18 protein-coding genes and 1 pseudogene are annotated in these 19,619 nt (G+C 68.9%); 12 read left to right on the forward strand and 7 right to left on the reverse strand.

All coding sequences use genetic code 11. The annotated features are described in order from the left end of the window. Positions 1–2: 2 nt before the first annotated feature. Positions 3–491, reverse strand: coding sequence for an SCP2 sterol-binding domain-containing protein (locus EV643_RS30735; protein WP_133803670.1), 489 nt, complete (start codon positions 489–491; stop codon positions 3–5). Positions 492–554: 63 nt separating this feature from the next. Between EV643_RS30735 and EV643_RS30740 the strand changes: the two genes are divergently transcribed. The 3 genes from EV643_RS30740 to EV643_RS30750 all read left to right on the forward strand — a co-directional run bounded on the left by EV643_RS30740 (position 555) and on the right by EV643_RS30750 (position 4,697). Beyond that, on the forward strand, positions 555–1,181 hold the full coding sequence (locus tag EV643_RS30740) for a TetR/AcrR family transcriptional regulator (RefSeq protein WP_133803671.1): 627 nt from the start codon (positions 555–557) through the stop codon (positions 1,179–1,181). Positions 1,182–1,242: 61 nt separating this feature from the next. Next, a complete protein-coding gene (locus EV643_RS30745; RefSeq protein WP_133803672.1) occupies positions 1,243–3,882 on the forward strand; it encodes a phosphoenolpyruvate carboxylase in 2,640 nt (879 codons plus the stop codon). Continuing rightward, positions 3,882–4,697, forward strand: coding sequence for a biotin--[acetyl-CoA-carboxylase] ligase (locus EV643_RS30750; RefSeq protein WP_133803673.1), 816 nt, complete (start codon positions 3,882–3,884; stop codon positions 4,695–4,697). Before EV643_RS30745 ends, EV643_RS30750 begins: the two co-directional genes overlap by 1 nt. Before the next feature lie 66 nt (positions 4,698–4,763). Here the strand turns inward: EV643_RS30750 and EV643_RS30755 are convergent, their stop codons facing one another. The 4 genes and pseudogenes from EV643_RS30755 to EV643_RS46550 all read right to left on the reverse strand — a co-directional run. Beyond that, the gene (locus tag EV643_RS30755) at positions 4,764–5,678 is read right to left on the reverse strand and encodes a helix-turn-helix transcriptional regulator (RefSeq protein WP_133803674.1); all 915 of its coding nucleotides are present in this window, start codon (positions 5,676–5,678) and stop codon (positions 4,764–4,766) included. Between the two features lie 48 nt (positions 5,679–5,726). Then, positions 5,727–5,834: an MFS transporter small subunit gene (locus EV643_RS47185; protein WP_440589982.1), complete on the reverse strand. Its 108-nt coding sequence runs from the start codon at positions 5,832–5,834 to the stop codon at positions 5,727–5,729. Further along, complete coding sequence (locus EV643_RS30760) at positions 5,831–6,766, reverse strand: MFS transporter (protein ID WP_255513056.1); 936 nt, start codon at positions 6,764–6,766, stop codon at positions 5,831–5,833. The genes EV643_RS47185 and EV643_RS30760 overlap by 4 nt, the downstream gene beginning before the upstream one ends. 88 nt (positions 6,767–6,854) lie before the next feature. Further along, positions 6,855–7,226, reverse strand: a pseudogene (locus EV643_RS46550) (MFS transporter); the annotation flags it as partial. Positions 7,227–7,396: 170 nt separating this feature from the next. On the opposite strand from EV643_RS46550, the gene EV643_RS30765 reads away from it, so the two are divergent. Continuing rightward, positions 7,397–8,017 carry a PH domain-containing protein gene (locus EV643_RS30765; RefSeq protein ID WP_133803675.1) on the forward strand — a complete coding sequence of 207 codons (621 nt, stop codon included), beginning with the start codon at positions 7,397–7,399 and terminating at the stop codon, positions 8,015–8,017. A gap of 319 nt (positions 8,018–8,336) precedes the next feature. Here the strand turns inward: EV643_RS30765 and EV643_RS30770 are convergent, their stop codons facing one another. Continuing rightward, positions 8,337–8,903, reverse strand: coding sequence for a GtrA family protein (locus EV643_RS30770; RefSeq protein WP_133803676.1), 567 nt, complete (start codon positions 8,901–8,903; stop codon positions 8,337–8,339). A 105-nt stretch (positions 8,904–9,008) separates the two neighbouring features. Here EV643_RS30770 and EV643_RS30775 point away from each other — a divergent pair, with 105 nt between their 5' ends. The 3 genes from EV643_RS30775 to EV643_RS30785 all read left to right on the forward strand — a co-directional run bounded on the left by EV643_RS30775 (position 9,009) and on the right by EV643_RS30785 (position 12,009). After that, positions 9,009–10,181 (forward strand): 5-(carboxyamino)imidazole ribonucleotide synthase, encoded by a 1,173-nt coding sequence (locus EV643_RS30775; RefSeq protein WP_133803677.1) that lies wholly within the window; start codon positions 9,009–9,011, stop codon positions 10,179–10,181. Positions 10,182–10,209: 28 nt separating this feature from the next. Continuing rightward, positions 10,210–10,713, forward strand: a complete 504-nt coding sequence (gene purE / locus EV643_RS30780; RefSeq protein ID WP_133803678.1) for a 5-(carboxyamino)imidazole ribonucleotide mutase — start codon at positions 10,210–10,212, stop codon at positions 10,711–10,713. 75 nt (positions 10,714–10,788) lie between these two features. Then, the gene (locus tag EV643_RS30785; protein ID WP_133803679.1) at positions 10,789–12,009 is read left to right on the forward strand and encodes an MFS transporter; all 1,221 of its coding nucleotides are present in this window, start codon (positions 10,789–10,791) and stop codon (positions 12,007–12,009) included. Here the strand turns inward: EV643_RS30785 and EV643_RS30790 are convergent. Then, on the reverse strand, positions 12,006–13,352 hold the full coding sequence (locus EV643_RS30790; RefSeq protein WP_202869837.1) for a UDP-glucose dehydrogenase family protein: 1,347 nt from the start codon (positions 13,350–13,352) through the stop codon (positions 12,006–12,008). The genes EV643_RS30785 and EV643_RS30790 overlap by 4 nt on opposite strands. Positions 13,353–13,486: 134 nt before the next feature. Here EV643_RS30790 and EV643_RS30795 point away from each other — a divergent pair, with 134 nt between their 5' ends. The 5 genes from EV643_RS30795 (at position 13,487) to EV643_RS30810 (ending at position 19,490) form a co-directional block, all read left to right on the forward strand. Next, the gene (locus EV643_RS30795; RefSeq protein ID WP_133803680.1) at positions 13,487–14,650 is read left to right on the forward strand and encodes an acyl-CoA dehydrogenase family protein; all 1,164 of its coding nucleotides are present in this window, start codon (positions 13,487–13,489) and stop codon (positions 14,648–14,650) included. A gap of 400 nt (positions 14,651–15,050) precedes the next feature. Continuing rightward, on the forward strand, positions 15,051–16,049 hold the full coding sequence (locus EV643_RS44345) for a nucleotidyltransferase domain-containing protein (protein WP_166665633.1): 999 nt from the start codon (positions 15,051–15,053) through the stop codon (positions 16,047–16,049). After that, positions 16,046–17,587 (forward strand): ThiF family adenylyltransferase, encoded by a 1,542-nt coding sequence (locus EV643_RS30800; RefSeq protein ID WP_166665634.1) that lies wholly within the window; start codon positions 16,046–16,048, stop codon positions 17,585–17,587. Before EV643_RS44345 ends, EV643_RS30800 begins: the two co-directional genes overlap by 4 nt. Continuing rightward, the gene (locus tag EV643_RS30805) at positions 17,584–18,042 is read left to right on the forward strand and encodes a Mov34/MPN/PAD-1 family protein (protein WP_166665635.1); all 459 of its coding nucleotides are present in this window, start codon (positions 17,584–17,586) and stop codon (positions 18,040–18,042) included. Before EV643_RS30800 ends, EV643_RS30805 begins: the two co-directional genes overlap by 4 nt. Further along, on the forward strand, positions 18,039–19,490 hold the full coding sequence (locus tag EV643_RS30810; protein WP_133803683.1) for an SAVED domain-containing protein: 1,452 nt from the start codon (positions 18,039–18,041) through the stop codon (positions 19,488–19,490). Before EV643_RS30805 ends, EV643_RS30810 begins: the two co-directional genes overlap by 4 nt. The last annotated feature ends 129 nt before the right edge of the window (positions 19,491–19,619 follow it).

Below are 19,619 nucleotides of genomic sequence, written 5' to 3' on the forward strand. Positions count from 1 at the left end.
GATCAGGCCGGGCCGACGGCGAAGACCTTGCTCAGCCGGGCGGCCAGGGCCAGGTCGCCGCGGACGGAGAGGCGCTGCTTCAGGACGGCGGTGACCGGGTCCTCGTTGCCGGTGACGATCTTCAGCAGCGTGGCCGGATCGGTGCGGACCGAGATCTCGGCCGGCTCGGCGTGCTCCGTCAGCACGCTGCAGCGGCCGCCGCGGACCTGGATCCAGTACTGGTCGACGCCCGGCCGACCGCCCGCCCCGCCCCGTCCCGCGCCGGTTATCTGCCAGGCGATGACCGCATCGAATCCGGCGGCGCGGGCGGGGCGCAGGTACTCCGGCATCCGGCGAAAGATCTCGCGCACCGCGATCTCTCGCACACCCCCGATGAGCCGATGCCGAAGTTCCCGGTCCGAGGTGCGGTCCACCAACCGGGCCAGCTCGGCGGGATCGAGCGCGGCGAGATCGCCGGACTCGAGCCAGTAGCCACTGCCGCGCTCGGCCATCCGACCTCCCCGGCAGTTCCTACCAGACCGTAGGAATTTCCTATGTGCTGCTAGCTTTGTCAAGTGGTGGATGCCGAAGAGCCGCGCCGCCGGGCCGCGCACCTCGGTCCGGAGCGCCGCCGCCCACTGATCCTGGATGCCGCCCTCGAAGTGTTCGACCAGCGCGGCTACGCCGGTACGACGATGCAGGCGGTCGCCGACGCCGCCGGAGTGACCAAACCGGTGGTCTACGACTCCTTCGCCAATCGCGACGAACTGCTGCTCGCCCTGCTGGCCCGGGAAGAGCAGCACCTGGTGCTCTCGATCATGGCCGCGCTGCCCGCCGACCCGACCGTGGGGACGCCCGAGGAGCACGTGCTCGACGGCCTGACCGCGTTCCTGGAGACCGCCGCGAAGACCCCGCACTCCTGGCGGATCGTGTTCGGCGCGCAGTACGGCGCGGCGCCTGCGGTGGCGGAGCGGGTCCGGGCCGCCCGTGCCTTCCTGGTCGAGGGCTTGCGGTTGACGCTGCTGAAGTCGTTGCCCGGCGTGACCGATCCGGATGCCAACCTGCCGGTGCTGGCCGAGATGCTGGCCTCGATGACCGAGAGCTGCGCCCGGATGCTCGCCGTCGACGGCACCGACCGCACCCCCCGCGAGCTCGCCCAGGTGGTGTCGCAGATCGTCGGCGGCGGATTCCGTACGGTCTAGTTCGTGCCCACAGGTCGGAACGGGAGGCGGGATCGGGCGCCGCTGGATAGGGTGGGCGAACGTGACCGAGACCGGTAGTCAGGCGAGTGCCCGCACCCGTACCCGAGCGCGTTTCGAGGTGCCCGAGGAACTGCGCGCCGACGTGCGCCTGCTCGGTGAGATCCTCGGCCGCGTCCTGGTCGAGTACGCCGGTCAGCCGCTGCTGGACGACGTCGAGAAACTGCGGGAACTGACCATCGCCGGCGACGGCGCGGCGGCCGAGCGGCTGGTCGCGTCCTGGCCGTACGAGCGGGCCGAGGACGTCGCCCGGGCCTTCACCTGCTACTTCCACCTGACCAACCTGAGCGAGGAACTGCACCGAGCCCGGGTACTACGCGCGCGTGACCGCGCGGGGGACGCCCCCGTAGTGTCCGAGCTGGCCCAGGCGGTCGAGCAGATCTCCACCGAGTCCGGTGAGCAGCAGGCTCGCGCGTTGCTCAACAGCCTGGAGTTCCGCCCGGTCCTGACCGCCCATCCGACCGAAGCCCGGCGGCGCGCCGTACTGGCGACCATCCGGCGGATCTCGGCCCTGCTGGAGGAGCGCAACGATCCGCGGACCGGGGACACCGAGCTGGCCGAGAACCGGCGGCGGCTGATCGAGCAGGTCGACATCCTCTGGCGGACGTCGCAGCTGCGGACCAGCCGGCCGTCACCGCTGGACGAGGTGCGCTCGGCGATGGCGGTGTTCGAGGAGACCCTGTTCGAGGTCGTCGCAGGCGTCTACCGCCGGCTCGACGACGCGCTGGCCGGTGATGCGGCCGGGACCAGGCCGCCGGTGGTCGCGCCGTTCGTCCGGCTCGGCTCGTGGATCGGCGGCGACCGGGACGGCAACCCGAACGTCACCGCCGCGATCACCCGTGAGGCGATGCAGATCCAGGCCGACCACGTCCTGCGGGCGCTCGAGCAGGCCACCGACGAGCTGGGCCGCGCGCTCACCCTGGACGCGTCGACCACACCTCCGTCGGCACCGGTCCGGCGGATCCTGGAGGACGCGCGGGCCGTCAACCCCGACCTGATCGCGGACATCGAGACCCGGTCGCCCTCCGAACCGCATCGCCAGTTCCTGCTGCTGGCGGCCCGGCGGCTGGCGGCGACCCGGTCCCGCGACGCCGACTTCGGCTACCCCCGGTCCGCGGACTTCCTGCACGAGCTGAAGGTGCTGCAGGACTCCCTGGTCACGGCCGGCGCCCAGCGGCAGGCGTACGGCGAACTGCAGCAGCTGATCTGGCAGGTGAGCTCGTTCGGCTTCCACCTGGCCGAGCTGGAGGTCCGGCAGCACTCGTCGGTGCACGCCAAGGCGCTGGAAGAGGTGCTGAGCGGCGGTGAGCTGTCCGACCAGACCGAGGAGGTGCTGGCCACGCTGCGGGTGATCGGGCAGATCCAGCAGCGGTTCGGCCCCGAGGCGTGCCGCCGGTACGTCGTGTCCTTCACCCGCAACGCCGGTGATCTCGCCGCCGTCTACGAGCTGGCCGACGCCGCGATGGACGGCCGGCCGATCGAGCTGGACGTGGTCCCGCTGTTCGAGACCGGCGAGGACCTGCAGAACTCCGTCGAGGTGCTGGACAACGCGATCCAGCTGACCCGGGTCCGGCACCGGCTGACCGCGAACGACCGTCGCTTCGAAGTGATGCTCGGGTACTCCGACTCCGCCAAGGACGTCGGCCCGGTGTCGGCCACGCTCGCCCTGTACGACGCGCAGGCGCGGATCACCGCCTGGGCCCAGCGCAACGCGATCCGGCTGACCCTGTTCCACGGTCGTGGTGGTGCCCTCGGTCGTGGTGGTGGCCCCGCGAACCGCGCAGTGCTGGCGCAGGCTCCGGGGTCTGTGGCCGGGCGGTTCAAGCTGACTGAGCAGGGAGAGGCGATCCCGGCCCGGTACGGGAACGCGCCGATCGCGCAGCGGCACATCGAGCAGGTGACGGCCGCGACCCTGTTGGCGTCCACGCCTGCCGTCGAGGAGCGCGCGGCCGCGGCGGCGGAGCGGTTCGCCGTGGTGGAGAAGACTTTGGACGAGGCCGCCCGGACGGCGTACCACCGGCTGGTCAAGGCGGACGGGTTCGCGGAGTGGTTCGGCCGGGTGACACCGTTGGAGGAGCTCGGGCAGTTGCCGCTCGGGTCGCGGCCGGCCCGTCGTGGTGTCGCGGTGTCGTCGCTGGAGGACCTGCGGGCGATCCCGTGGGTGTTCGCGTGGTCCCAGGCCCGGGTGAACGCGCCAGGGTGGTACGGACTGGGTTCCGCGCTCGCGGCGGTGGGCGACGTCGCCGTACTGCAGGACGCGAACCAGAACTGGCCGCTGTTCCAGGTGATGCTGGAGAACGCCGAGATGTCGCTCGCGAAGACGGACCGGCGGATCCTCGGGCGGTACCTCGAGCTGGGGGATCGGCCGGACCTGACCCAGCAGATGCTGGACGAGCACGAGCTCACCACCGAGTGGGTGCTCAAGGTACTCGGCAGTGAGCGGCTGCTGAGTGGACGTCGGGTGCTGGGCCGCGCTGTCGAACTGCGGAACCCGTACGTCGACGCCCTGAGCTACCTGCAGCTGCGCGCGCTGCGGACCCTGCGCACGGACGACTCGTTGACGGAAGAGCAGATCGTGCGGACCAGGCGACTGCTGCTGCTCACCGTGTCGGGTGTGGCCGCCGGCCTGCAGAACACCGGCTGATGGGGAGCTATTCGAACCTGGACCGCCCGCCCCTGGATGAGCGGTTCCTGCGGGCGCGTCTGGTCAAACCGGGCGGGCTGTGGACGCGGATCGACGTACTGGCCGAGACGGAGTCCACCAACGCCGTTGTCACCGCTGCTGCTCGATCGGGGACGCCCGAGGGGCTGCTGGTCGCAGCGGAGTACCAGTCATCGGGCCGCGGGCGGCTGGGGCGCACCTGGACCACTCCGCCCCGATCTGCGCTGCTGATGTCGGCCCTGCTGCGTCCGACAGCTGTCCCGGCCGGTCGGTGGCCTTGGTTGGGGTTGCTGGTTCCACTGGCTGTCGCGTCCGCCGTACGACGGGTCGCGGAGATCCCCGCACAGGTGAAGTGGCCGAACGACGTACTGGTCGAGGACCGCAAGCTCGCCGGGATCCTGTTGGAACGGGTGGACGGCCCGGCCGCAGTCGTCGGCATCGGCCTGAACGTAACGCTCCGAGCCGACGAGCGACCCCTGCCGACCGCGACCTCGCTGGCCCTGGAGAACGCGGCGACCACCGACCGCGCGACCGTGATGGCCGCCATCCTCCGCGATCTCGCGACCCGGTACCAGGAATGGGTAGATGCCGAAGGCAACCCTTCGGTGATCCTGCCGGACTACGAAGAGTTGTCGGCGACCTTAGGCCGATCCGTCCGCGTGGAACTGCCGGACGGGACGTTCCTCGAAGGCGTGGCGTCCGCCCTCGCTGATGACGGCCGGCTGGTGATCGACACCGCCGACGGTCCGCGTCCGCTGGCCGCCGGCGACGTCACTCACCTGCGCCCCGCGAACTGACTCCTGATCCACGCCGGACAACGCGTTCGGCCAGCTCCGATGATTGCGCCGGACGTTTCGCTGTCATCAGGTCGCCCCGGTGATCCAGCGGATCGGGTCCCCACCGTCGAGGTCGGTGAAACCGGCGTCGTGCAGGGCGCCAGCGACCAGCGTCCGGCGGTGTGCCGCGAACGTGAGCACATGCGCGATCATCGCGCCGTTGGTGTAGACCTCGACCCGCTCGCCCGGGCAGACGATCAGCTCGTCGAGCCGGCCGTCCCGGCAGATCTCGTCGACCTGACCGGCGAACGCCGGGCCGACGTCGGCCAACCGCTGCCGCATGCTCAGCACGCTTTCGCCCCGCTCCACACCGAAGTCGTACTCCTCACCGGCGAGCGTGGCGTGCCACATGCCCAGCTGACCGACCAGCCGGGACAACAGCGATCGCAGGGTCGGCTCGTCGTCGATGCCCTCGACGGACAGCTCGATCCGCGCGTCCAGTTGCTCGCCGGTCAGCGTCGCCGCCCGGTCGATCATCTGCCCGACCAGCCAGATGTGGTGGTCGACCATCGTGCGGAGAAGATCCATGGAGGTCACCTTGTCCCGGGCCGGCACCCGCAGGCCGCTCGGCGGGTGGAAGTGGATGTCGCTAGGCGCCTCAAGCCGCAGCCGGGCCGGACGCTCCCGCCACCGGCCGGGGCTCATGCCGTATGCCCGGCTGAACGCACGCGTGAAGGCCTCGTGGGACGAGTAGCCCGCCTCGACCGCGATGTCGAGGATGCTGCCCGTCGCGGTGAGCAGCCGATACGCCGCCCGCTCGAGCAGGACTCGCCGGCGGAAAGCCCCGGGTCGTTCGCCGGCGGCGGCCGCGACGAGCCGGTCGAGGTGCGACCTTGAGAGCTGAACCCGATCGGCCAGCTCCGCCCCGGTGACGTCGTGGTCGTCCAGTGCCTCGGCGAGCACGTCGACGAAGGTCGCGAAGACGTCGGTGGGCTGGTTCATCCATCCATCATCGGACCTGCCACCGGCGACTCGCTTGATCGTTTTCGCTCAACTGGTAAAGAGTTTGGCGGCGGTGATGAGGGTTTGGATGATGCCGTAGCCGAGCAGGACGGCGACAAGGAGCCAGGAGATGACCAGGCGAGGGGTCTGGTTCATTTCGATGCCTCCACGGTCTTCTCGGTGGTCTGCTGGTGGAATCGGGCGGCGACCGGGCGGATCAGCAGGTTGGCGACGAAGCCGAGGGCCAGGACGCCGACCATGGTGAACAGCGCGGGGCGGTAGGCCTCGGCGGTCAGTGTGCCCGGTTTACCTTCCCGGTCGAGGAATCCGTTGATGATCAGTGGTCCGGCGACCCCGGCGACCGACCAGGCGGTCAGCAGTCGGCCGTGGATCGCGCCGACTTGGTAGGTGCCGAACAGGTCGCGCAGGTACGCCGGAACGGTCGCGAATCCGCCGCCGTAGAAGGACAGGATCACGGCCGCCAGCAGGACGAAGATCACCGTGCTGTGGTGGCCGACCGTGGCCAGCAGGAAGTAGGCGATGATGCCGACGCCGAGGTACATCGCGTAGATCGGTTTGCGGCCGATGATGTCCGACGTACTGGACCAGGCGAACCGGCCGGCCATGTTGAAGATCGACAGCAGGCCGACGAAACCGGACGCGGCCGCGACCGCGACCGTGGACTTGCCGTCGGCACCGCGGAAGAAGTCCTGGATCATCGGGCTGGCCTGTTCGAGGATGCCGATGCCGGCGGTGACGTTGCAGAGCAGCACAACCCACAGGCACCAGAACTGCGGCGTCTTGATCGCGTTCGCGGCCGACACGCTGGCCGTGGTGACCAGGCTCTTCCGCTTCACCGTCGCCGGGTCGAACCCGTCCGGTTTCCAGCCGTCGGCCGGGACCCGGATGTTGAACACCCCGAACATCATGATCACGAAGTAGCCGATGCCGAGGGTGAGGAACAACGCGACCAGGGCACCCCCACCGGCGACCGACGCGGAGTTGCCCGGGTCGTAGTTGTCGTCGTACATGCTGAGCAGTTGCCGGGACAGCGGGCTGGCGACCAGGGCGCCGCCGCCGAAGCCCATGATCGCCAGGCCGGTGGCCAGGCGGGCGGTCCGGGAACCACTTGATCAGCGTCGACACCGGCGAGATGTAGCCGATGCCGAGGCCGATGCCGCCGATCACGCCGTACCCGAGGTAGACGATCCAGAGCTGGCCGGTGCCGATGCCCAGGGCACCGACCGCGAAGCCGGTGGCCCAGAAACAGGCGGACACGAACATCGCCTTGCGCGGGCCGTTCCGCTCCACCCAGGTGCCGCCGACCGCGGCGGACAGGCCGAGCATCACGATCGCGATGCTGAAGATGACCCCGATCGCGGTCTGAGAGGCATCGAAGTGCCTGATCAGCGAGGTCTTGTAGACCGATGTCGCATAGGCCTGACCGATGCACAGGTGAACCGCCAGTGCGGCCGGCGGGATCAGCCAGCGGCTGTATCCCGGCGGCGCGATGGTGTGCTCCCGATCGAGGACCGACAAGATGCCCATCACGGCTCCTTCAGGTATCGACCCCCCAGGTGGTGGATCCCATCGCGCATCCTGACCCACTTGTATGCAATTTGTGAAGTGTTCAATCACCGACTGTGCCCGTCCGGACCCGCTGAGGTGCCCGAGAGTGCCTGGTGCCAAGTCGCCCCGGAAGCTGTGAGACTGGACCCATGGCGATCTCGGCGAAGTTGTTGGGTGAGGACGAGCACGTCGTCGTCAGCACCCGGACCCACTGGAAGGCGCTGATCTTCCCCGTCTTCCTGCTCCTGGCGGTGGCGGCCGGTGGCGGTTTCCTGGCCGCGATCGTGCCGGACGGCGGCTTCCAGACGCCCGCCCGGATCGCGATTCTCGCGGTCGGCGTGGTGCTGCTGGTGGCGTTCGCGGCCAAGCCGTTCCTGAACTGGTTCTTCTCCACCTATACGATCACCAACCGGCGGTTGATCACCCGGCACGGCATCCTGACCCGGACCGGCCGGGACATCCCGCTGATGCGGATCAACGACGTCTCGTACGAGCACGGCCTGGTCGACCGGATCCTCGGCTGCGGCACCCTGCACATCGAGTCGGCCGGGGAACGCGGTCAGGTGGTGCTGCCGGACGTCCCGCACGTCGAGCACGTCCACCTGCAGATGTCCGACCTGCTCTTCGGCGGGCCGGAGGGCAGGCCCGGTGACGGCATCCTCGACGACGAGAACCCGGCGGAACAGCAGCAGCAGCAGCGCCGCCGCCAGCAGCGGCAGGAGCCGGACAGCGAGACCCTGTTCAGCTCGGACGACAACGACCGAAGCTAGCGCAGCAGCCGGTCAACAACCTCGGCCAGCGTCATGCCGGGGGCCGCTGGAGCCCTCTTCGAGCTGGCAGGCACCGCCCGGCCTTCTGCGAGCAGCAACAGGACAAGCAGCGTTCGTTGCTTCGGGCTCCCAGCCGACAGGACCTCCCCGTCGTCCGCCAGCACCTCCAGCGGCCCAGCACGCTGAACCGCATCACCCGGTCTCCTCAACGCTCGGATCAACGCTCCGGCAGACCTGCCCTTAAGCGTTCCTTTGCCCGCGAGTACGACGCTCGATCACGGCTGACTCGCTTGGGGGAAGTCCTGAAACGCGGCTGAGCTCAGCGGACGACGGGGAGGTCGCCGGTGGATTCGGCGTCGAGGTCGGCTGGGGAGTCCGGGGTCTTGGTGTTGTGCTCGACCTCGTCCAGGGCGAGTTCCTCGCGGAACACCCACTTGCGGTAGGACCAGAACCGGAACAGCGTGCCCAAGCCCAGGCCGATCACGTTGGCGGAGATGTTGTCGGCCAGCGCGGTGTGCAGGTCCAGGACGTACCGGGAGAAGCCCAGGCAGCCGGCGGCGATCAGCAGACCGATGCCGTTGAGCACGAAGAACAGCACGTACTCCCGGTGCAGCCCGGAGCGCTCGCGGTGCCGCCACGTCCAGTGCCGGTTGCCCAAGTACGTCGCCACGGTGGCCACGGTCACCGAGATGAACTTCGCGGTGACCGGTTTGTCGGCCAGCATGCCGTCGCCGTGGTGGCCGACCACAACCAGCGGGTTGTTGAACACCAGCCAGTTGTAGATCGGCAGGTCGACGACCATACCGAGCAGACCGACCAGCCCGAACTTGGCCACTTCGTGCACCAGATGCTCGACCTGGCGATACAGCGCGGTGACGACCTTCAACGGACTGGAAGACTCTCTGTGAAGACGGACGACGGGTGAGGGCAGTCTTCACGGTACCCAACGACGGGGCCGACACGAAATTCGTGCGGGCATTAGGCTCCCACCGTGAAGTTTGAGCGCAAGGACCTCCCGGTCGGCACGCCCGTGGTGGGGATGATCGGCGGCGGCCAGCTGGCCCGGATGACTCAGGAGACGGCGATCGCGCTGGGGATCCAGCTGCGGGTGCTGGCCGAGGGGCCGACGGTGTCGGCGGCCCAGGCGGTGGCCGACGCGCCGGTCGGCGACTACCGCGACCCGGAGACGGTACGCCGCTTCGCCGCCGAGGCGGATGTGGTCACGTTCGATCACGAGCACGTGCCGACCGACCTGCTGCACGAGTTGGAGGCCGCCGGGATCAAGGTACGGCCGGGGCCGGACGCCCTCGTACACGCCCAGGACAAGGCGGTGATGCGGCAGCGGCTGGACACCTTCGACGCGCCCGCGCCGGCCCACCAGATGGTCGCCACGCGCGAGGACGTCGCCGACTTCGCCAAACGGATCGGCGGCTTCCCGATCATCCTGAAGACCACCCGCGGCGGGTACGACGGCAAGGGCGTCTGGGTGGTCGACGGCCCCGATGACGAGGGCGTCCAGGCGGCCTTCGGAGCCGGCGTCCCGATCTTGGCCGAGGAGAAGGTCGACTTCGTCCGCGAGCTGTCCGCGATCGTGGCCCGCAGCCCGCACGGCCAGGCCGTCGCCTACCCGATCGTGGAGTCCGTCCAGGAGAACGGTGTCTGCGTCGAGGTGACCGCGCCCGCACCCGGGCTGCCGCCGGAGAAGGCCGCTCAGGCGCAGCAGACCGCGCTCCGGATCGCTGGCGAGCTGGGCATGGTCGGGATCCTCGCGGTCGAGATGTTCGAGGCCCGGGACGGCCGGTTGCTGGTCAACGAACTGGCGATGCGGCCGCACAACACCGGTCACTGGTCGATCGACGGTGCGGTCACCAGTCAGTTCGAGAACCACCTGCGCGCCGTACTGGACCTGCCGCTCGGATCACCGGCCGCGCGGGCGCCGTACACGGTGATGGTGAACGTGCTCGGCGGCGACGTCGAGGACATGCATCTCGGGCTGCTGCACTGCATGGCCCGGGACCCGGGGCTGAGGGTGCACTTCTACGGCAAGTCCGTGCAGCCCGGTCGCAAGATCGGCCACGTCACGGCGTACGGGGACGACCTCGAGGAGACCCGTGAGCGCGCCCGCCACGCGGCGGCGTACCTGACCGGCACGATCGACGAATGAGCCTGGTTTTCAATTTGAGGATGGCAGCATGAGCGTGGGCATCGTGATGGGCTCGGACTCCGACTGGCCGGTGATGAAGGCCGCGGCCGAGACCTGCGTCGAGTTCGATGTGCCCTTTGAGGCAGATGTGATCTCCGCGCACCGGATGCCGGTCGAGATGATCGACTACGGACGGTCAGCCCACGAGCGGGGGTTGAAGGTGCTGATCGCGGGCGCCGGTGGGGCCGCCCACCTGCCCGGCATGCTCGCTGCGGTGACCCCGCTGCCGGTGATCGGCGTACCGGTGCCGCTGAAGTACCTGGACGGGATGGACTCGCTGCTGTCCATCGTGCAGATGCCGGCCGGCGTACCGGTGGCCACGGTGTCGATCGGGAACGCGCGGAACGCGGGGCTGCTCGCGGTCCGGATCCTGGCGACGTCCGACGACGGACTGCGGGAGCGGATGAGTGATTTCCAGGAGTCGCTCGCCGAGCTGGCCCGGGGCAAGGGAAGTACCGTGCGTAACGGCGCGGCAGAGCTGCGTCAAGGCTGACCTCGTAACGGTTTTCCGCACACTTGGGATGGGTAGCCGTGTGATCCCATCCATTGTCGTCTAAGGTCGTCGATCGTGACTCCGCCCGCAGAACCGGACACGCAGAGCATCCCGGTCAGATACTGGCTCTGGCTGTTCGGCGCTGTCGTTTCGCTCCTCGGCGATCTCACCATGACATTCGCCATCGGCTGGTCGGCGAGCTCCCACGGCGGCCGCATCGCCGGCCTGGTCCTGCTGCTCGCCGCGGCTCCCCGGGCCGCGCTGCTGCTGATCGGCGGTGCGGTCGGCGACCGGTTCGGTGCGCCCAGGGTCCTGCTGTTCAGCTGTATGGCGATGTTCTGCGTCACCGCGGCCCTGGTCCCGGTCACGCTCGCGATCGACGAACCGGTCTCGCTGCTGCTCGGTACGGCGCTGGTGGTCGGCGTGATCGACGCGTTCTTCCTGCCGTCGTCCCGGTCGATGCCCCGTCTACTGGTCCCGCCTGAGCAGGTCCCCCGCGCGCTGGCGAGCTTCCAGGTCACCGGCGTGGTCTTCGCGGTCACCGGTACGGCGGTCGGCGGCGTCCTGGTCAGCTGGGCCGGCCTGACCGCGGCGGCAGGGTTCGACGCGCTGACGTTCGCCGTGATGATCGTGGTGCTGATCCTGCTGCGGAACACGATCGCGCCGACCGGCAAGGTGACGACGGGCATGTTCCGGTCCATCGCGGACGGCGTGAAGATGGCGTTCGGGCGGCCGCTGACGCGCGCGCTGCTGATCACCATGACAGTCGCGGCCGGGTTGCTGATGCCGATGGACGCGTTGCTGCTGCCGTTGCTGGCCAGAGATCACCAATGGGACGCGGCGACGGCGGGTCTGCTGGTCGCCAGCCGGAGCCTCGGGGTCGGGGTGATCGCGTTGCGGATCCTGTTGCGCGGGGCCTTCCCCCGGCCGGGGATGGTCGCGGCGATGGGGTTGCTGCTCGCCGGGGTCGGGTTGCTGGGGCTGTCGGTGTTCGAGCCGTTGCCGTTGACGATCGCGGCCGCTGTGGTGAGCGGTATCGGGGTCGGGACGTTCACCGGGCATGTGCTGCCGTTGCTGATGAACTCGGTCGAGCGCGAGTACCAGTCCCGGCTGCAGTCGGTGGTGGTGCTGTGCCAGAGCCTCGCGCTGGTGGTGATGAACCCGGTGCTGGGCACGTTCGCGGACCTGGACGGGGTCGGGATCACCGGGGTCTGCCTCGGGATCAGCATCTGCTCGGCGCTGATCGGAGCCATCGCCCTTACCCGCCCCGTCCTGAGAAACGCGACAGTCTCCTAAGGCTTGCCGGGGGCCCGATAGGTCCAGCCGGCCGCGCGCCACTGGGCGCTGTCGAGGGACAGCCGGGCGTCCAGCAGCACCGGGATCGACACCGCGTCCTTGAGCGCGACCGGGTCCAGCTGCTGGAACTCCGGCCACTCGGTCAGGTGCAGGACCAGGTGTGCGTCCTCGCAGGCCTCGGCCGCGGACGCGGCGTACCGCAGCGTCGGGCGGACCCGGCGCGCGTTCTCCATCGCCTCCGGGTCGTACACGCTGACGGTCGCGCCGTGCAGCTGGATCCGGCCGGCCACGTCGAGCGCGGGCGAGTCGCGGACGTCGTCGGTACCGGCCTTGAAGGCGGCGCCGAGCACGGTCACGTTGCGGCCGACCCACTCGGCGCCGAGCAGCTCGTGGGCGGTGTCCACGATCCGCGCCCGCCGGCGGTAGTTGATGTCGTCGACCTCGCGGAGCAGCGTGATGACCTCTTCGACGCCGAGCTCGCCGGCCCGGGCCATGAACGCGCGCAGGTCCTTCGGCAGGCAGCCGCCGCCGTACCCCGGGCCCGCGTTCAGCATGCCGCGGCCGATCCGCTTGTCGAAGCCGAGCGCGTCGGCCAGCTGGGTGACGTCCGCGCCGGTCGCGTCGGCCATCTCGGCGAGCGCGTTGATGAACGAGATCTTGGTGGCCAGGAAGGCGTTCGCGCCGCCCTTGACCAGTTCGGCGGTGGGCAGGTTGCAGACGACGACCGGTGAACCCTCGGCGATCGGCGTGGCGAACACCTGCCGCAGCGTGGCCTCCGCCGCGGCGGACTGGACGCCGAACACCAGCCGGTCCGGGTGCAACGTGTCGTCGACGCCGTGCGCCTCGCGGAGGAACTCGGGTTGCCAGGCGATCTCCACACCCGCACCAGCCGGGGCCTCGGTGTGGAACCGCTGCTCCACCCGCTTCGACGTACCGACCGGCACGGTGGACCGGCCGACCACGAGACACGGCCGGGTCAGCAACGGCGCGAGCATGTCGACCACCGAGTTCACCTGGGCCAGGTCAGCGGAGTCGCTACCCTCCGTCTGCGGCGTACCGACGCAGATGAAGTGCACGTCCGCCCAGTCGGCGATCTCGTGATAGTCCTTGGTGAAGCGCAGCCGGCCGGAGTCGGTGTGCTTCTTCAGCAGCGGGTCCAGCCCGGGTTCGTAGAGCGGGGCCTTGCCGTCGCTGAGCAGCTTCAGCCGGTGCTCGTCGATCTCGACCCCGATCACATCGAAGCCGAACTCGGCCATCCCCGCGGCGGTGTTCGCGCCGAGGTAGTTGGTGCCGATCACCGCGATCCGCAGCGGTCGCTCGCTGGTGGGCGTGCCTTCAGTCATGCGAGGGACTTTACCCAGGCCGGTTATCACCTGGTGACCGGATCATGTCCAACCGTTCATTTCCTGTGCGCCGTTCGTCACTTTCCGCCTATCACGGGTCCCCGTCGCGGGCGTTCCGTCGTACATTGCAACTCGTGAGTAACTCATTCGACCTGTACGCGCTGTCCGAGGAGCACCAGGCGATCCGCGAGGCGGTCCGCGACGTGTGCGACGCCAAAGTGGCCCCGCACGCCGGTGACGCGGACGAGCTCGCCGAGTTCCCGAAGGCCTCGTACGACGCGCTGAAGGCGTCGGACTTCCACGCGCCGCACATCCCCGAGCAGTACGGCGGGGCCGGGGCGGACGCGCTCGCCACCGTGATCGTGATCGAGGAGGTCGCCCGGGCCTGCGCGTCGACCTCGCTGATCCCCGCGGTGAACAAGCTCGGCTCGCTGCCGCTGCTGCTGTCCGCCTCGGACGAGGTCAAGCAGCGCTACCTGCCGCCGGTCGCGGCGGGTGACGCGATGTTCTCCTACTGCCTGTCCGAGCCCGAAGCCGGTTCGGACGCGGCCTCGATGAAGACCCGCGCGGTGCTCGACGGGGATGGTTTTGTCCTGAATGGCGTGAAGCGCTGGATCACCAACGCCGGCGTGAGCGACTACTACACGGTCTTCGCGGTGACGGATCCGGACGCCAGCTCGAAGGGCATCAGCGCCTTCGTGGTCGAGAAGTCTGACGAGGGCGTCTCCTTCGGGGCGCCGGAGAAGAAGCTCGGCATCAAGGGCTCGCCGACCCGCGAGGTCTACCTGGACAACGTCCGTATCCCCGCCTCGCGTCTCATCGGCGAGCCGGGCACCGGCTTCAGCACCGCGATGGCCACCCTCGACCACACCCGGGTGACGATCGCCGCCCAGGCCCTCGGTATCGCCCAGGGCGCGCTCGACTACGCGCTCGGCTACGTCAAGGAGCGCAAGCAGTTCGGCAAGGCGATCGCGGAGTTCCAGGGCCTGCAGTTCATGCTCGCCGACATGGGCATGAAGATCGAGGCCGCCCGCCAGCTCACGTACGCCGCTGCCGCCCGCTCCGAACGCGGTGATGCGGACCTCACCTACTTCGGCGCCGCCGCGAAGTGCTTCGCCTCCGACACCGCCATGGCCGTCACCACCGACGCCGTCCAGCTCCTCGGCGGCTACGGCTACACCCACGACTACCCAGTCGAACGCATGATGCGCGACGCCAAGATCACCCAGATCTACGAAGGCACCAACCAGGTCCAGCGCATCGTCATGGCCCGCCAGCTGTTGAAGGGCCTGGGCTGACGAGTTAACCGCAGGTCAGAGGAACGCTCGCCACCTGGTGTCCATGTCGGCCATACGCCCGAGTAGGTTTGTCGGCCTGGCTCCATCGCGTGTGCTCCGTCCCTGCTCCGTCGAGACCTATCGTGATGATTGGCCGGAGCTTCGGGGGGGGGGGTCACATCGTCGATGTGTCGGCAAGCTGGCTGTGCCGGTGCACTGGCCGTGCTCATGGTGCGGACACGCCATCTACCAGGTGTCCGCGCCTCACTCCGGGCGAAGCGCTCGGTGCTGGGCTCGGACACCACGGGATTTGTCCGACCCGACGCCTAGCCTGGTCTTAGCAGGTTTGTTAGCAGGACGGGCCCTCAGGTGGCGCGCACCGCAACCAGACCACCACCGCGCACGCCGACCAGGAGGACCAATGGCGACGCTTTCCAGCTACTTTCGCGAGGCCCTGAAGAACATTGAACCCGGCGAGGACGCCGACCACGCCAGGGATGCCCACGCCGAAGTCCGCAATGTTCTGCAACAGTCGCAGGACCTGCGGGCCCTCGGCATCAACCCCGTTCTCATCGGCTCATACAAGCGCAACGTCTCCATCCGCCGCGTGAAAGACGTCGACGTCTTCGGCCGGCTGGACGCCGCGGACGACACGCTGCGCCCCGGCTACGCTCTCGAGCTGTTCCATGATGCCCTCTTGGGCGGATACGACAAGAACCGCGTCCACACACAGCACCGGTCATTCAAGGTCGATTTCCCAGACTACGACCTCACCGTCGACGTCGTCCCCGCCCGCAGGGCTGGCGACAACTGGGAGATCCCGAAGAAGACCGACCAGGACAACCGCGCGAGCTGGATCGAGACCAACCCTCTCAGGCTCAACGAGCTCACGACGCAGGCGAACACGGACTTCACCCTCAACGGCAAGGGAATCTACGTGCCAACTGTCAAGCTCGTTCGTCAGATCCGACGCACGTGGCTAGGCGATCAGCCCGGCGGCCTGTTCTTCGAGCTGATGACGTACGGGGCGTTCCGCGACAACGAGCCCCAGGGCGGCAGTCAGGCCGAGTACCTCACCCTCGTCTTGGAGCAGATCGCCGATGTGCTGCCTAACGTCGCCGAGGACGGTCTCGACGACCCAACGCTCGACGGCAAGAAGATCGCCACCCGCGCGACCGAGGAAGACTTCAAGATTGCGATCAAGAAGTTCGACGAGGCCAGCGAGCTCGCGCGCGAGGCCCTGGACGAGGACGACGACTGCCAGGCCGCCGTTCTATGGCAACGCCTACTCGGCGAGACCACGGAAGACGAGCAGGTGTTCCCTACCCCGGAGTACTGCAACGCCGACGGCACCCGCCGGGCGACCGCCACGACGGTGAAGGGTGCCGGCTCGCCCGCGGGCACCGGCCGCTACGCGTGACGGAGCCGCACCTCCGCGAGCTCGCGGCGGCACGCGCGGAGCTGCGTCGCAGACTTGGGGCGCTCGGCTTCGCCGACGACGGCGAGGTGCTGCGTGGACCGGTGGTGTGGACCCACCCCACCACGGGGATCGCCACGGCCACCATCGACGTCACCATCCTCGATCGGTACCCCTTTGGCCCGCCGCGGGTCCAGCTGGTCGAGGCCGGTACTGAGCTGGACGTCACCTTCCACGTCGAGGACAACGGCGCCCTGTGCCTCTGGGACAACACCGAGCCGGTCAACGACGCTCCCTGGACCGACTCTGAGCGGCTCCTGGAGCGGGTAGCGGGCTGGCTCACCAAGACGGCTCAGGGGTGGCCGGACGACGACGACACTGATCTCGAGCGGTACATCGACGCAGATGTCGACGCGCGACTGGTCATGTACGACGACGCTGAGCTGGCGGGGCTCGGGGGCTGTCTAAGCACGAAGACCGACGAGCGTGAGACGACGATCACCGTGCTGCCGGAGCCACGCGGCGTGCCGCCCCAGCAACGACCCAAGAAAGGCGTTCAGCGCAGCGCCAAGCACCTCGCCTGGCTGGCCGACCTGGGGAACGTAACCCGACCGCTGACACGATGGGATGAGGTCGAAAGCGCCCTCGGGGCCGATGCGGCGACGGTGCGGCGTCTCGTGATGCAGGGCTCGCTCGAACTGCTCATGCTCCGCTACCGGCGCGGCCGCCGGCCCGGAATACTCGTCCTGGCTACGGCCAAACTCGATGGGAAGCCGATCCTCCGCCGCTGCGAGGCCGCCGACTCCAGCGAGGCGTCTCGTCGGCTGCGGTCCGGCGCGATCTCTGCGCAGGTCGCCGACCGTAAGGTGGCCATCGTCGGTTGCGGCGCGGTGGGCTCGTTCACAGCCGATATGTTGTTCCGCGACGGTGTAAGCCACCTCGACCTGCGGGATCCGCAGAAGCTGCGACCCGGGAACGTCATTCGGCACCTCGCCGGGGACATCTATGTGGGGCTCCCGAAGGTCGCCGCGACGAAGGCTTGCCTCAGCGCCACGGGCCTCGACGTGACGCACGTCGATACGCACGTCACCTCGGTCACGGACCCGACTGCCGCCATCACGCTGCTGCAAACGCACGACGTTGTCGTCGACGCCACTGCCGACGAGCGCGCGACTGCCGTGCTCCGGTGGGCTGCCGAGCAGACCCAACGTCCGCTGGTCTCGGTCGCGGTCATGCGCGACGGCGGCGTCGCCCGGGTGGACCGGTTCCCGCTCCGATTTGATGAGCGGCACCGGCCCCCTGTAACACCGCGCGACGACCTGCCCGGCCCGTACCGGGAGCGTGGCTGCGGCGACATCGTCTCGCCCACCCCGCCGTCGGCTGTAGTGGCTGCCGCCGAACTCGCCACCCAGGTGAGCCTCGACGAGTTGACCAACGACCGCCGACTGCCCGCCACCGTTCTTCGCGTGCTCCGGCCGCAGCCCGACGCGCCCTACGACACGCTCCGGACCTTGACGTCCGACCCGGGGTCGGACCGGTGAGGGGGCCCCTCCGCGTGTGGCTCGCCGGGCCGGTCGCGACGGAGATCGCCGGCCTGGCCAGCGCTGCCAGGCCGCGGGAGACCGGCGGCTTGCTGGTGGGCTGGTGGGACGACGGCGCCTTGGTCGTGCGGCACGCCCTCGAGGTTCCGGACCAGCGGGCAACCCGCTTCTCATGGACTCGTCGACCCCGGGTCGCCAAGCGCGTGCTCCAGACCGCCCTGGCTGACCTGGATCACCCCTTGCTCGGATACATCGGCGACTGGCACTCGCACCCCGAGGTATGTGGCGCTAGTGGTCGCGACATCTGGTCGCTCGCCGCTACGTCCGAGCAGTACGCCTATCCGCTGCTGCTCATCGTGCATCTACCGGACGAGACCCTCGACATATCCGCAGCGCATGGCGGTCGCGCCTGCTCTGTCTCCGTCTCCCGCCAGGACCCGAGGATCCACTCATGAAACTTCCTGCTCGCGCAGCAGCACTCCGCGGTGACGACTATCAACATGCCATCGGCTGGCAGTGGGTTTGCGAGGCCCTGGACGACCCGGACGTCGAGTCGGTGAGCATCGAGGACAGGGAGGGTGGAGCGTTCGACGACATCGTCGTCCGGCGACGCACGCAGCCGAACGTCTACTGGCAGGTCAAGAGCTCGAACTACGGCGACACCATGGTCACCGAGGACTGGTTGCTCACGAAGAAGACCGAGAGTGGGTCCAGCCCGCTCCAGCACTTCCACGACACATGGCGCACCCTTCGCGACGCCGGGGAACCGCTCGAGCTCGCCCTCGTCGCCAACCGCGGCTTCGACGGAGGGCATCCCATCCTCGGGGCGGCCCGGAGCTTGTACGACGGCAAGCTGCGCACCGACGAAATCCGCACCGCTGGATCTCGCTCGAATCTCGGCAAGGCACGGGACCGCTGGACGAAGCACCTCGAGGTCGATCCCGATGACCTGCTCGCCTTCCTCGGCGACCTGCGGCTGCTCCCCGAAGGCAACGAGTCATCGGTGGACAGGGCCTCGCAGGCGGTGATGCGCAACGTCGGGCTGCGTGCGGACCCGGACGCTGTGGTCATCGGCAAGACAATGGTGCGGGAGTGGGTCAAGCAAGGGCTCGGCCGACACAGCCGAGACGAGCTCCGACGCCAAGTCGCCGAAAAGGGCCTGCTGGCTCGGTCGGGGACGCTGGTCTTCGCCGTTCACGCCATCGATCGGACGCCGGACCGGGTGCAGCCGACCGTGGAACTCGACATCGTCGATCTGTACGAGGGCGAGGAACCGTTTGCACGGCGCAAGCTGCGCGAGCCCCGTGACTGGAACGACCGTGTGCTGCCGCTCCTGAGGGAGAAGGTCCGGGAGCTGGAGGCGTACGGACCGCGCCGGGTTCACGCGACCGGGTCGATGCGCCTGCCGATGCTGTTCGCCGTGGGCCGGGCGTTGCCAGACGTGCGCGGCTGGGTTCTCAGCTGGGACCAGCATGGCGAGGAGTGGGTAACCGCTGCCCCAGCGACTGTCGCGCCGCGCGTGTTCAGCGACCGCCAATTGGGTGGCGGCGCAGACCTCGCCGTGGCAGTCGCGCTCACGTCCGACCCCACCGTGAGCATCGAGACCTGGGCAGCGTCCAACGGCTCGGCCATCGGCCGTCTGCTCGTCCTCGGCCCCGACGGAGCGCCAAGCCACACCGCAGTGCCGGGCGGGGACTGGTCGGCTGGATGGGCTCGGGCTGCCCGCGAGACCGTCCGGCAGACGGTCGCCAGTAGTAGCGCCCGGCGCGTGCACATGTTCGTCGCCGCGCCTGCCGGTACAGCGCTGATGCTTGGCCACTACTGGAACATGATGCCGACCACTGTCCTTTACGAGTACATTCCATCGGAGAACACCTACGTGGAGACGATGTCCCTTGCGTAGAGCACGCAGGCTTCACTACGTTTCGAGGATCAGGGAGGTTTTCTCACCGGGCATTGGTTGACTGCGCGGCGCTGTTGCCTGGAGCAACGTTGTGGTGAACAGGGGCGTGTCGTGCATGTGGCGTGGGGT

The sequence above is a fragment of the Kribbella caucasensis genome, assembly GCF_004361855.1.
In the GTDB taxonomy this organism is placed as follows: Bacteria; Actinomycetota; Actinomycetes; order Propionibacteriales; family Kribbellaceae; genus Kribbella; species Kribbella caucasensis.